10 protein-coding genes and 2 pseudogenes are annotated in these 11,705 nt (G+C 61.7%); 2 read left to right on the top strand and 10 right to left on the bottom strand.

The features are described 5' to 3' along the window. Window positions 1-63 precede the first annotated feature (63 nt). Window positions 64-1,256 (top strand): IS3 family transposase gene (locus BUB23_RS13970; RefSeq protein WP_118996436.1). Its coding sequence is split into 2 segments (ribosomal slippage): window positions 64-334 and window positions 334-1,256, totalling 1,194 coding nucleotides; the frame shifts between segments, so codons are not numbered across the junction. 76 nt (window positions 1,257-1,332) lie between these two features. Here the strand turns inward: BUB23_RS13970 and BUB23_RS13965 are convergent. Beyond that, a pseudogene (locus BUB23_RS13965) lies at window positions 1,333-1,896 on the bottom strand (LysR substrate-binding domain-containing protein); the annotation flags it as partial. 107 nt (window positions 1,897-2,003) lie between these two features. Between BUB23_RS13965 and BUB23_RS13960 the strand changes: the two are divergent. Beyond that, window positions 2,004-2,309, top strand: coding sequence for a helix-turn-helix domain-containing protein (locus tag BUB23_RS13960; RefSeq protein ID WP_071659031.1), 306 nt, complete (start codon window positions 2,004-2,006; stop codon window positions 2,307-2,309). A 4-nt stretch (window positions 2,310-2,313) separates the two neighbouring features. Here the strand turns inward: BUB23_RS13960 and BUB23_RS13955 are convergent, their stop codons facing one another. The 9 genes and pseudogenes from BUB23_RS13955 to BUB23_RS13915 form a co-directional block, all read right to left on the bottom strand. Next, window positions 2,314-3,204, bottom strand: coding sequence for a LysR family transcriptional regulator (locus BUB23_RS13955; RefSeq protein ID WP_054517493.1), 891 nt, complete (start codon window positions 3,202-3,204; stop codon window positions 2,314-2,316). A 231-nt stretch (window positions 3,205-3,435) separates the two neighbouring features. After that, the gene (locus BUB23_RS13950) at window positions 3,436-3,720 is read right to left on the bottom strand and encodes a CopK family periplasmic copper-binding protein (protein WP_003090336.1); all 285 of its coding nucleotides are present in this window, start codon (window positions 3,718-3,720) and stop codon (window positions 3,436-3,438) included. 128 nt (window positions 3,721-3,848) lie between these two features. After that, window positions 3,849-4,774 (bottom strand): annotated as a pseudogene (gene copD / locus BUB23_RS13945) (copper homeostasis membrane protein CopD). A gap of 4 nt (window positions 4,775-4,778) precedes the next feature. Beyond that, window positions 4,779-5,165, bottom strand: a complete 387-nt coding sequence (gene copC / locus BUB23_RS13940) for a copper homeostasis periplasmic binding protein CopC (protein WP_003090319.1) — start codon at window positions 5,163-5,165, stop codon at window positions 4,779-4,781. A gap of 141 nt (window positions 5,166-5,306) precedes the next feature. After that, complete coding sequence (locus BUB23_RS13935) at window positions 5,307-7,745, bottom strand: heavy metal translocating P-type ATPase (RefSeq protein ID WP_218598994.1); 2,439 nt, start codon at window positions 7,743-7,745, stop codon at window positions 5,307-5,309. 155 nt (window positions 7,746-7,900) lie between these two features. Further along, a complete protein-coding gene (locus BUB23_RS13930; protein ID WP_003097518.1) occupies window positions 7,901-8,173 on the bottom strand; it encodes a DUF2933 domain-containing protein in 273 nt (90 codons plus the stop codon). Between the two features lie 33 nt (window positions 8,174-8,206). Continuing rightward, the gene (locus BUB23_RS13925; protein ID WP_003090303.1) at window positions 8,207-8,692 is read right to left on the bottom strand and encodes a DUF411 domain-containing protein; all 486 of its coding nucleotides are present in this window, start codon (window positions 8,690-8,692) and stop codon (window positions 8,207-8,209) included. A 37-nt stretch (window positions 8,693-8,729) separates the two neighbouring features. Then, entirely contained in the window at window positions 8,730-9,710 is a 981-nt protein-coding gene (locus tag BUB23_RS13920; RefSeq protein WP_005408883.1) for a copper resistance protein B, read from the bottom strand. 25 nt (window positions 9,711-9,735) lie between these two features. Then, a complete protein-coding gene (locus BUB23_RS13915; protein ID WP_073103766.1) occupies window positions 9,736-11,667 on the bottom strand; it encodes a copper resistance system multicopper oxidase in 1,932 nt (643 codons plus the stop codon). Between the last annotated feature and the right edge of the window lie 38 nt (window positions 11,668-11,705).

Genomic DNA, 11,705 nt, shown 5'->3' with positions numbered 1-11,705 from the left:
ATGAGCTTGCCCCCGAATGACGGAGTCCTTAGTTCCAGTTAAATTGGAAAGAAGGAGCAAGGAATGTCAGATTCGAGAAGGCGTGCAAGGTACACGCAGGAATTCAAAGAGGAAAGTGTCCGGCAGGTGCTGGCGGGGGCGTCTGTGGGCTCGGTGGCCAGCTCGCTGGGCATCCCAAAGGCCAGTTTAGGTAATTGGGTTCGCCAGCAACAACGCGGTGAGCTGGGTGTCGTCGCAACACCGACGACGGCTCCCGGTGCTGTGTCGGCCGAGCAAATGGAGATTGCCCGTTTACGGGCGGAGGTCGTGCAGCTGAGGATGGAGCGCGATATAGCAAAAAAAGCCGCGGCGTACTTTGCGCAGGACACGCTGCAAAGTACGCCTGGATTCAAGAAATGAAGGGACACTGGCCTGTCCGGGCGATTTGCCGGGTGCTGGGAGTCAGTGAGAGCGGCTACTACGGTTGGCAGCGCTGTTGCGGCGGACCGACGCGCAGGCGGCTGCCGGATGAGCGGGTGTTGGTTCACATCCGAGCCATCCACCGCGAGGTCAAGGGGGAATATGGTTGGCCACGAATCCATCAGGAGCTGCGTCGCCGAGGGCTGCGTGTAGGCAAGGAACGGGTGCGGCTGCTGATGCAAGCCCATGGCGTGCGTGGCAGGGTCAAACGCAAGTATGCTTCCACGACCGACAGCAAGCATGCGCTGCCGGTGGCCCCGAATCTGGTACAGCGGCAATTCAATCCTCCTGCACCAGATCAGATCTGGTGTGGTGACATCACGTATTTGCCGACAGAGCAGGGTTGGCTGTATCTGGCGACCGTGCTCGACTTGTTCAGTCGAAAGATCGTAGGATGGAGCATCAAGCCCCACATGCAGACCAGCCTGGTGAAGGATGCCCTGGAAATGGCGTACCTGCGCAGACTGCCGGCGCCTGGGCTGATATTCGATAGCGACAGAGGTAGTCAATATTGCAGCCATGAGTTCCAGCAAATATTGCGCACCCGGCAGATACGTGCCTCAATGAGCAGGAAGGGGGATTGTTGGGATAGCGCCCCGATAGAAAGCTTCTGGGCCCGCCTCAAGCTGGCGAGTTTGGAGGGGCGGAAATTCGCTTCCCACCGAGTCGCTACGGCTGCTGTGATGGACTGGATAACATTCTATAACCACCGACGACTGCATTCGGCATTGGGCTATACGAGTCCGATGGAATATGAAGAACGCTGGCATGCGAGCCAATATAAGGTCGCTGCCTGAACCCGAGGCTAAGGACTACGAGAAACGGGGGCAATATCACAAATCGATCAGCTACAAGATTCGTCTGTCCCGAGAGTCGCTGCAGGTGCGTAATGACCTCGTAGGGGCCATCGGCTATTGGACGCGTGCAGATTCCGCACTGGCTAGCGGTTTCAATGCGTGATCGCGAAGAAATCCCTACGCCATATCCAGCTGCGACCCAGAGCAACAACATCTCAAAAGAACTGACATGCTGGACATTTGGCCTTTCCGTTGATGACATGGAGGACAGGTACTGGTCCAGCGAAGGAGAATATTCGGCCTTCCATCGAAACACGGAGTGCTCCTTAAGTTCATCTATTCTGATTGACTGCTGCCGGAGCAGTGGGTATCGCAGCGGCGTGGCAAGAGCTGTCGCCTCAAACCAAAGAGAAAGACTCTTCAGCGAAGAATCGCTCACCTGCTTCAGAGAAAGGCCGACGTCGAAGCGCCGTTTGTAGAGGCCTGTAATGAGATCGCTCGTCGTAACCTCATTAAATTCCATAGAAACATCGGGCTCCTCCGCGCGCTGCAGGGCAAGCAATGCAGCTAGGTTCGAAGAGGCCACACCAGGCGCTATGGCGAGCCTGAGCTGTGGGCGTGGGCTGGTGGCGTCGTGCATGAGAGGCCCCAAGAAGCGATAAGACAAGGATGGAAAGTCTTCATGATAGCTAGTTTGAGTTAAACTTAACGTGGTTAAATTGTCGGGGCTGTTCGACGCTTCCAAGGATGGAGAAGCGAACTGTCCGACGAGGCCGTCCCCCAGGCACTACCACTTTCGACGCCGAGCCAGCGTTGGCATTCGGAGCGGCCGTTCGTGTCGCCCGCCTGACGCAAGGTATTGCTCAGGAAGAACTGGCTGCGAAAGCAGGGATCGAGCGATCGCACATGGGCAAAATAGAGCGTGGGGAGCACATGCCCACTCTCGCTCTGATCTTAAGAATCGCCGCCGGACTCAAGCTTAGTGCTGCGGAACTCGTCAGCGCAGCAGAACGCAATCTTCGTGCCGCGGCGCACGATTCAGATAGGCATTGACGCTTTAGTCATCCGGAGGTCCTCGCAGACGTTCGATGAAGCGATCCAGTGAAACCGATGAGTTGCTGCTTTCTGGCCGAAGCAGATAGGTTGTGATTACCGCCGTGTCCTGCGCCAGAGGGCGAATCACCACGTCCGGCCTCTGGCTGATGGGAATCTTGGTCGCCGTCATGAAACCAATCCCATAGCCTGCGCCGACGAGCGTTAGCATCATGTCCAGCGACGACACTTCTTCGACAACGTTGAGTCTGTGTTCCAGAACCTGTAGCAGCCGATTTAGTTCTCGGCAGTAGCCTTCGCAGGCCAGTTTGTCGCACAGAACCAGTGGGTGACCCTGAAGTTCGTTCAGCGGAACTTGCTTGTGCGCAAGAAGCGAGTGCCGCGCTGGCATGGCGATCACAATCGGGTCTCGCCAGATCGGTTCAGCCACGATGCCTTCGCCAACATCCGCCGCGTGTGCAAATCCGATCGTGAAGTCGCCAGACCGTAGGCCCCGTATCTGCTCGGTCAGCGGTACCTCGGAGAGACGTATCTCGACCTCGGGCTCTTCCGCGCGGCAACGAGCTAGGAACGCCGATAGTCGTGGGTCCATCGCACCATCGGAAATTGCAATGCGCAGGCTGCCCCTCAGGCCCGCGGCAATGGCTCTGGCATTTTCACGCGCTTGCTCCAGGACAGTGAAGAGTCGGCGGGTGTCCTGCAAGAATGCCGCCCCCGCCACGGTCAGCCGCGTGCCCCTGCGGTCGCGGTCAAACAGCGTGACCCCAAGCTCATCTTCCAATTCCTTGATCGCGCGAGACAAGGGGGGTTGCTCTATATGCAGCCTCTCGGCCGCCCGCGTGAAATGCAACTCCTCTGCCAAGACGACAAAGCATCGTAGATGACGCAACTCCATAAATCGGGCTCCTCGCAAGTCCTCATTCGCGCCAGATGTCCCGTGGACGAATCACGGTGGACGGGGAGGCTGGATCCATTTCAGGGAAGTTGATGCGCTTGACATCGCAAAAACTGGCACCTTGAGCGCTCGTGGTTGCTCGTGACGCGTCCCAAGCGCGCGCGCCCAATCGGGGCGCGCGTCTCTGTCACACTGTGCAGAAGCTTTGAAAAGCACCGCACACCCGCGGCGTCATCCGCCGTGCTCTTTTTGTAGCAGCGACCCGAGGCGAGCGACTTCATTGCTGGTGATCGCGATGTTGCGCCCATCCTTCGTCGACACCGAAGCTCCGACATTGAGATAGACGGCGCGCCCGAAGCGGCTTTCCTGTGCCATCTTTCCGTCCTTGAAGATGTACAGCGTTCCCCCGTCAGCCAAGGGAACCATTTCCTTGGCTGCTTGGGCTGCTGCATGACCGGCGAAGGCTGGCACGGAGAGAGCGCTCAACAGGGCGGCAATGACAATTTGCGATTTCATGATCGACTCCTTTGTAAAAACGACGACAACTTGCGCCGCGTCGTTAAATGTAGAAGCAGGCGGTCTACAGAGCGCTTACCCGTGCATTACATTCAATTCATGTGCTGTCATCTGCCGCCCATGAAGGACTAGGTTCCAGTGGGAGACAAGATGCCAAGCCATGCAACGCTCGCCAGAACCAAAACGGCCAAGGTCGCCTCCGTGAACAGACTCTGTCTAAGCTTGATGACTGCCTGTGCGCGATTGCCTGCCTTCAAAGCAGCCTCCAGGCTCGGGCTCAACCGATACCGATTGGCAGCAGCCAACGCCAGCATGCCTGCGAAAAGCAAGAGCTTTACCATCAGCAGCCGGCCATACAGCGTCGAGATGAGCGGATCAAACGATGGTCCGGCGATCAACAGGTAATTGAGAATTCCACTCACGACGAGTGCAGCCACGATCGCTGTACCTATGCGAGTAAAGCCATTCGACGTCCGACTGAGGACCGCTACCGGGTCTTGCGCGACATCCTGCTTGTGGGATGCCAGCATAAGAACGCCACCAATGCGCCCACCCAAGCGCCCGCTGCCCAGAGGTGCGTGATATCCGACGCAAGATGGATGTAGCCGCGAACGCCGTCGTCCATCGCGCCGTGGCCTGCCCACGCAAGGGTCGCCAGCGCCACGCCGGTGGAGAGCGCCATCACTGCAAATCGCAAGGTAGCGTTCAATTTCAACATTGCGACGAGCACACACACCAACAGCGCGAGGATGCGAATGCACCAGGCGATGCCCATGTGCGTGCCCGTAATGAGCATGTCGAAGACGTGCGTTGACAGCTCCGCGTAGCTCTGGGCACCGGACATGGCCTTGGCCATGACCGTCATGCCCCACATCGACAGGGCAATGCCGATGGCAGCGGATGCGCCAATGAGGACGCGATAGCGGCGCGAGATCGTCGAGGATCGCTCGTCGTTGCCCAAAGCATAGAGACCGAACATGGCGACGCCAAACGCCGCCGCCAGGTCCAGATACAGCGCCAGGCGCAGGACGATGGTCAACCAATCCCCGGCCATGGGCTTACTTCACCTTGAAGGTGACGTTACCCGTGATCGGATGCGTGTCCGAGGAGACGGCACGCCATTCGACGCGATAGTCACCGGGCTGGAGCGCCTGTGCCGGCGTGATGACCATGGTCTTGCCGTCGCCGGCAGCCGCGACGCTGGCGTTGATCTTCATCGGGCCATGGCTCGCCATTCCCGGCATGCCAGTCATGACAAGGCTCGCGGCGGAGAACTGCGGCACCAGCGTCTCGGAGAACTTCAGTTCGATGGTGGCTGGCGCAGAAACCTGCGACTTGTCGGCCGGCGTTGAAGACACCAGCGAAGGATGCGCGAATGCGGCGGTGGCGAACAGACCAGCAGCGATCGGCGCGACGAGCTTGGCGATGAAATGTGAACGGGTCATAGAAGTTTCTACCTGGATGTGTGAGGTGTGGTTTAAGAACGAAATGCCGAGATAAGGCTTGCACCTTTGCAACGGCGTGGAACGAAAGAAACGGTTTGCTGGGCGATAGCAGGCTCCTGTAGTTTCAGAAAGAAAATCCGGTCACAGTCGGCTCGCTCTCAGGCGCAAGGCGTTGCCAACGACCGACGCCGAACTCAGGCTCATCGCCAATGCTGCGATCAGCGGCGACAGCAGCCAGCCCGTGAGGGGATAGAGAACCCCGGCGGCGATGGGGATGCCCAGCGCGTTGTAGAGGAAGGCGAACATGAGGTTCTGCTTCATGTTGCGCACGGTACTCACCGAGAGCGTGCGAGCGACAGCGATGCCACGCAGGTCACCCTTGACCAGCGTGACCTGGGCGCTGTTCATCGCCACGTCGGTTCCCGTTCCCATGGCGATGCCCACGTCTGCCTTCGCCAAGGCCGGCGCGTCGTTGATGCCGTCTCCGGCCATGGCGACGATGCGTCCTTCTTTCTGCAGTCGCTCGATCAACATGAGCTTGTCCGCCGGCTTGACCTCACCATGCACCTCGTCGATGCCTAGGCGTGCACCGACGGCTTTGGCGGTGGTCTGCCCGTCCCCGGTGGCCATGATGACCCGCAGGCCCGCAGCCTTCAACGCGGCCAGGGCCTCGGGGGTGCTGCCCTTGACCGGATCGGACACGGCGAGCAAGCCCGCGAGCTGCCCGTCCACCGCCAGGTACATGACGCTGGCCCCTTCGCCGCGCAGAGCTTCGGCCTGGGGTACGAGCGGTTCCACCGATACGCCAGACTGTTCCATCAGCACTGTGTTGCCCAACGCCAGTTGCCGGTGCTCAACCTTTCCGCGCACGCCGATGCCGGTTCCCGATTCAAAGCTCTGAGGCTTCACGAGTTGGAGGCCCTGGGCACGCGCGGCCTGCACGATGGCGTCGGCCAGGGGGTGTTCACTGCCCTGGTCCAGGCTGGCCGCAAGACGCAGCACCTCGTCGTTCGTAAAGCCGGGTGCTGCGACGACCTGATCGAAAGCAGGTCGGCCTTCGGTCAGGGTTCCTGTCTTGTCGATGACGAGGGTATCGACCTTGCGAAGATTCTCGATCGCCGCGGCATCGCGGAACAACACGCCCTGCGTGGCGCCACGGCCCGTTGCGACCATGATCGACATCGGCGTGGCCAGACCCAGCGCGCACGGGCAGGCGATGATCAGGACGGCCACCGCATTGATCAGTCCATAGACCCAGGTGGGCTGTGGCCCGAAGAATCCCCATACAAGGAGCGTCGTTACCGCAATGGCGACGACGGCCATCACGAAGTAGCCGGCAACGACATCGGCCATGCGTTGCATCGGTGCCTTGGAACGCTGCGCCTGGGCGACCATCTGGACGATCTGCGATAGAACGGTGTCCGAGCCGATCCGCTCCGAACGCATGATCAGCGCGCCGCTGGTGTTGAGTGTGGCCCCGATGACCTTGTCGCCCACGCGCTTGCTGACGGGCAGCGGTTCGCCGGTCAGCATGGATTCGTCAATCGAGCTGCTGCCCTCGTGCACGATGCCATCCACCGGCACCTTCTCGCCGGGTCGGATGCGCAGCAGGTCGCCGACGTGCACATGGCTGAGTGGCACGTCTTCCTCGCTGCCGTCCGCATTGATGCGCCGCGCCGTCTTGGGTGCCAGCCCCAGCAGCGACTTGATGGCTGCCGAAGTCTGGGAGCGGGCCTTGAGTTCCAGCACCTGGCCGAGCAGTGTCAGCGAGATGATGACGGCGGCGGCCTCGAAATACACGCCGACCCGTCCCATGGACATGAAGGAAGCTGGAAACACTTCCGGCGCAACGGTTGCCACAACGCTGTAGATGAATGCCGCACCCGTTCCCAGGCCGATCAGTGTCCACATGTTCGGGCTGCGGTTGACCACGGACAGCCAGCCGCGGGAGAAGAAGGGCCAGCCGGCCCACAGCACGATCGGCAACGACAGCACCAACTCGACCCAGCTCTGTGTAGCCATGTCCATCAGGTGCAGCCGCTCGCCCAGCATCGCCAGCGCCAAGACCACGAGCGTCAGCGGCAAGGTCCACCAGAAGCGACGCGAGAAGTCACGCAACTCCGGGTTGTCGTCATCGAGGTCGGGCAGCAGAGGCTCCAGCGTCATCCCGCACTTGGGGCAGGTTCCCGGATGATCCTGGCGGATCTCCGGGTGCATCGGGCAGGTGTAGATGGTTCCGGGCGCGGTTGGCGATGCCGCCGGGGCCGGTGAAACTGCGGTGCTGGCATGGTGATGCGGTACATGGCCGCTGCCTGTGCCTATGCCCGCGTCACCGCTGGCATATCGCGCCGGATCGGCGTCGAATTTGGCCTTGCATCCGGTGCTGCAAAACAAGTACGTGTTCCCCAAGTGCGTGGAACGGTGCTGCGACGCCGCCGTGACCGCCATGCCACACACCGGATCTCGCGTCGCGGCATCGGGCTGCGTGTGGCTTGAGGACCCGCCCGCGTCGTCACTTCCAGCATGGCTGGCGTGATGGTGGTGCGTATGCGGGCCGGACGTTGTGGCACCCGCCGCCATGCCTGCGTGCTCATGTCCTGAAGACTTGCTGGGTGAATTCATAGTGACAAGTGCCCTCCGCCGTTAACCTTTGGTGTCTGGTGATCGCAGCAGGCCGCAGGCGCGCAAGGAGACAAGCGCGGCGTCGCGTGCTCGCACGGTGCGAGTGCCTCGACTCATTGCTTCTGCTCCTTGGAGGCTGCGGCACCTTCCTTACCCTGACGCGCGGCATGATCGTGTCCGCCGTGGCCGTGACCACGGTGCATGAACAGGTGCATCAGCGGACAAGCCGCCAGCAGCAGGAAGGGGAGATAGCCGGCAACATGTGCCGTGTGCTCCTTGAGCAGGAAATACGCGGCGACAGCGGCGATGATGAGGAACGCCACGCCGTAGCGCGATCGCCAGAACCGGGGGCGATCGCTGGGGGTCTGTGTGTGCTGATGCTGCATGGCATATCTCCACGGAGAAGGGTTGATGGATGGTCAGCGATGCGACTGATAGACCGTGCTGCTACCGTTTTTCCCAATCAGCAGCACGTCGTAGGCGTCCTTGCGTCCACCATAGGCCGGACCATCCATGCCGGGCGAACCGACCGGCATGCCGGGCGCCGCGAGGCCGATGGCCTGCGGGGCTTCGCGCAGCAAGCGTTGAATGTCCGAGGCAGGCACATGACCCTCGATGGCATAGCCGCCGATCTGCGCCGTGTGGCAAGAACCGTACTTCTGCGGGATGCCCAGCCGCGTGCGCGCTGCGGTGTTCCCGGTGTCGAGAACCTGCACATCGAAGCCTGCGCCTTGCAGGTGTGAGACCCAGTCCTTGCAGCATCCGCAGCTCGGGTCCTTCCAGACCTTGGCAATCGGTCGGCTCTGCGCCAGGCTCGGTCCTGCGAGTGCCATCACCAACAAGCCAGCGATCAATGCCTGGCGTCTCGGCACTTTGCCCTGGCTTCTGTCGTAGTGCATGTTCATGGATCGCCTCTCATCAGATGATCAAACCCGCTAGGTTCTAGAACCAGAATCGCACGCCAGCCACCCAGCGCGTCTGCTGCGCACGGCCGCCTTCGGCACGCACATAGTCCGCGGTGCGTCCGAAGCTGCCCGCCCGTTCCACGCCGATATAGGGGGCGAACTGGCGACTGAATTCATAGCGCAGGCGCAAGCCAGCAGACGCTTCGGCCAGGCCCTTGCCGATACCGCGTTCCGGGTCGTCCTTGCCATAAAACTGCAACTCGGCGCGAGGCTCCAGAATCAGTCGCTGGGTCAGCAGCAGCTCGTAGCTGCCTTCGACACGCAGCGCCGTACGTCCACCACTTCCCACGTAGCCCGTCGCCTCCAGCTCGAACCAGTAGGGGGCGAGGCCCTGGATGCCGAAAGCCAACCATTGACGGCTCGGGCCTTCCCCGTTATCCACCCGAACGCCGAGCTGGGTGTCCCAGTACGGTGCGACGGCGTGCCCCCAGAGAAGCTCGGTACGCGATTCTTCGAGCTTTCCTTTGGCGATATCGCCTTCGGCCTTCACGACGGCCTTGTTGTAGGTCGTCCCATACCACGCCTGGAGGTCGTAGGCCGTGGAATCGTCTCCTTTGCGCGTGAAGCGGCGTTCCAGGGTTTCGCCGCGCAACGAAAAGAACCTGTGTTCGTCGGCCAGCATCAGCCGCGGCACACCGGGTACGGCGTAGTCGCCCGATCCCAATGTCAGGCCATTGGAGTAGCCATGCGGATCGCGGGCGTCAGGAGGCGCCGACCCGCCCTGCATCTGCATGTTGCCGTGATCCATGGCCGGGGCCGCGGTCGAGCCGCTCGCCGACGTCGCGTGACCCGCGTGCGGGTCGGCGGCAGGAGCCACGGTCTGAGTGGATGGCGCGGCCGTTTGAGCGTCGGCCTGGCCGTGCGCTGCATGGTCGTTCTGTGCTTGTGCCTGGGCGGCGACGCTTACCAGGGCCAGAAGCGTCGTGGCCAGTGCGCGAGTGGGGAGTGCTTTGGACATTCTTGGTCTTCCTTGTGCGCTGGGTTCAAGACACCACGACTTCGCGGAACATGCCGGCATCCATGTGGAACATCAGGTGGCAGTGCCACGCCCAGCGGCCGAGCGCGTCGGCTGTCACCAGGAAGCTGATGCGTTGTGCCGGCTGCACCGGCAGGGTGTGGCGGCGCGCAAGGAAGCGACCGTCGGGGCTTTCCAGCTCGCTCCACATGCCGTGCAGGTGCATGGGATGGGTCATCATGGTGTCGTTGTGCAGAATGACCCGCAGCCGCTCGCCGTGTTTGAAGTGCACCGGCGTGGACTTTCCGAACTCCAGCCCGTCCAGGGACCATGCGTAGCGTTCCATGTTGCCCGTGAGGTGCAGTTCGACCTCCCGGCCGGGGCCTCTCTTGTCCAGCGGCCCCGACGGGGTATGCAGATCCGCGAGGGTCAACACGCGCCGACCGTTGTTGCGCAGTCCGATGCCGGGGTCATCGAGGTTGGTGCGCGCCATGTCAACGCGCATGTCCGTGCTGGCACCATACTCGGTGCGAGCGTGGCGAGCAGTAGTGCTGGGCACGGCCAGTCCCCCCGCCGCCGCGGCGTGTTGGCTGTGATCCATCGCCATGCCACCGTGGTTCATGGCGCCGTGATTCATGCCTGCCATCGCCCCATGATCCATCCCGGACATCGAACCCGAGCCCATCCCGGTCATCCCGGTCATGCCCGTCATCCCGGTCATGCCCGTCATCCCGGTCATCCCGGTCATCTCCATGGCCTGGCCGGACCCGCCATGGTCCATGCCCCCCATCGTGCCCCCCATCATGCCGCCCATCATGTCGTTCATGGTCAGCCATTCGACCGGATCGAGGGCAGGCACGGGAGCTTGAAGACCTTCACGCACGGCCAGCGTGGCACGCGCGTAGCCTGTCCGGTCCATCGCCTGGGCGAAGATCGTGTAAGCGTCATCCCGTGGCTGGACGATCACGTCGACGGTTTCGCCCGGACCGAATCGGAACTCATCGACGGTCACCGGCTCCACGTCAACACCATCGACGTGCACCACCGTGAGTTTCAGTCCGGGAATGCGTACGTCGTAGAAGGTGTTGCCCGCACCGTTGACCATGCGCAGCCGCACGCGCTCACCCGGTCGGAACAGCGCCGTCCAATTGCCGGCGGGGGTGACGCCGTTGGCCAGATAGGTCAGCGTGGCGGCAGACAGATCTGCGAGATCCGTCGGATTCATCCGCATCTCGTTCCACATCTTGCGCTTGTCGATCGCAGCGGCCGTGCCTTCGCGCGAGGCGTCCCGGAAGAAGTCGAAGACGGTAGGTTGGTTGTAGTTGTAGTAGTCGCTTTGGGACTTGAGCTTGGTGAACACCCGCATCGGGTCTTCGTCGGTCCAATCCGAGAACAGCAGCACGTGGTCACGGTCGGCGCGGATGGTCTCGGCGCCAGCGGGGTCGATGATGATCGCCCCGTACATGCCCGTGAGTTCCTGGAAGCCGGAGTGCGAGTGGTACCAGTAGGAGCCGCTCTGCTGAACCTTGAAGCGGTACGTGAAGGTCTCGCCGGGAGCGATGCCATTGAAGCTGATGCCCGGCACGCCATCCATCTGATACGGCAGGATGATCCCGTGCCAGTGGATGGATGTGGCTTCACGAAGCTTGTTGGTCACACGGATTGTGACGGTGTCACCCTCGCGCCAACGCAATGTCGGTGCCGGCAGCGAGCCGTTGATGGTCGTAGCCACGCCTGGCTTGCCCGTGAAGTTCACGGGCGATTCGGCGATCACCAAGTCGAACTCGGTGCCCTTTAGCACAGGGGCGGCACCGCGCGTCGCGGAGCCTTGCTGGGCAAATGCCTTGAACGCCGGCGTGGACAGCCCAGCGAGAACGCCGCCGACGGCTAATCCTTGGACAAAACGCCGACGAGAAAGGCCCAGTGGGGGCACGATAAAAAAGGGTGAACGAGGCGGCATGGCCTGAAATCCTCCATAGATGACTCGAAAGTCGTTCT

This window comes from Pollutimonas bauzanensis (assembly GCF_900129885.1).
GTDB lineage: Bacteria > Pseudomonadota > Gammaproteobacteria > Burkholderiales > Burkholderiaceae_B > Pollutimonas > Pollutimonas bauzanensis.
The sequence above is the reverse complement of the archived record's forward strand: the minus strand, read 5'-3'. Positions and strand labels throughout refer to the sequence as shown.